Source organism: Streptomyces sp. SID4985 (assembly GCF_009863025.1).
Lineage (GTDB): Bacteria > Actinomycetota > Actinomycetes > Streptomycetales > Streptomycetaceae > Streptomyces.
In genome coordinates, this window is the sequence record NZ_WWIR01000401.1 from 1 (window position 1) to 1,441 (window position 1,441).

The 1,441-nt window shown below is 74.4% G+C and carries 1 protein-coding gene; it reads right to left on the bottom strand.

Annotated features, from left to right (window positions below):
• On the bottom strand, positions 1-1,286 hold a 1,286-nt coding region (locus GTW40_RS17425), incomplete at its 3' end, for an FGGY family carbohydrate kinase (protein WP_161181122.1).
• Positions 1,287-1,441 lie beyond the last annotated feature (155 nt).

Below are 1,441 nucleotides of genomic sequence, written 5' to 3' on the forward strand. Positions count from 1 at the left end.
CACGCGGCCTGGCGGGCGGCGCCGAGCGCGGCGTAGTCGGCGGGCTGCGGTACGACCACCTGGGCGCCGAACAGCGCGGGCGCCACCGCCTGGACGGCGGGCAGTTCGGCGGCCTGCCCCAGCAGGAAGATCCGCCGCACCTCCACGCCCCGGCCGCGCAGCACGTCCAGCGCGTCCGCGAGACCGCAGAGCATCCCCTCGAAGGAGGCCCGCGCCAGGTGCTCGGGCTTCATGGACTCGCGCCGGAGTCCGGCCAGGGTGCCCGCCGTGTGGGGGAGGTCCGGGGTGCGCTCGCCCTCCAGGTACGGGAGCAGGACCAGTCCGTGCGAGCCCGGCGTGGACTTCATCGCCAGCTCGGACAGGCTCTCCAGGTCGGGCAGGCCGAGCAGTTCGGCGGTGCCGCGCAGGGCCCGTACGGCGTTCAGGGTGGTGACGACCGGCAGATGCATACCGGTGGCGTCGGCCAGAGAGGTGATCATCCCGGACTGGTCGGCCAGCGCCCCCGGGTGCACGGCCATCACGGACCCGGACGCGCCGAGCGAGACGACCGCGTCCCCGAAGCCGATACCGAGCCCGAAGGCGGCGGCCATGGTCTCGCCGGTCCCTGCGGAGATCAGCAGCCCCTCCGGGGTCGTACCGGCCGCCTCGGACGGACCCAGTACGTCGGGCAGCGCCACCTGGTGGCCGAGAGCCAGCTCGACCAGGTCGGGCCGGTAGCCGCCGGTCGCGGCGGACCAGTACCCGGTGCCCGAGGCGCCGCCCCGGTCGGTCGTACGGCGCACCGGGCGGCCCAGGAGCTGCCAGACCAGCCAGTCGTGCGCCTGGAGCAGCAGGGCGGTGCGGCGGGCGTTCTCCGGCTCGTTCTTGGCCAGCCAGCGCAGCTTGGTCACCGGCTGGGCGGCCTGCGGTACGCACCCGACGGCCTGCGCCCACGCCTCCCGGCCGCCGAGCGCGTCGAGCAGGTCGGCGGCGGCCACCTGGGCGCGCTTGTCGGCACCGGTCATCGCGGGGCGGACGGTGTTCCCCTGCGCGTCCAGCGGGATCACCGCGTTCTGCTGCGCCGAGACCCCGATGGCCTGCACCCCCTCCAGCAGCCCACCCCCCGCGGCCTCGCCCAGCGACAGCAACCACGCCTGCGGGTCCACGTCACTCGGCCGCCGACCGCCCTCGGGCACCTCGATCGGATGCGGCGCGTACCCCTGACGGATCACGGCACCCGTGTCCATGTCACAGACGACGATGCGAGTGAAAGCGGGTGAGCTGTCCAGCCCGGCGACTATCCCCATGTCTCAAATTCTGCCGTAGCGCGGCGCTTGCTTGGGCCAGGGCGGGCTTATGAGGGTGGGGCGGGGGTGGACCGTGGCCGGGATGTGACTGCGGTGGGGTGCGGGGGAGGGGTTTCGGGTGGGCTGTTTCGGGTGGGGCGTTCCGGGTGGGGCCG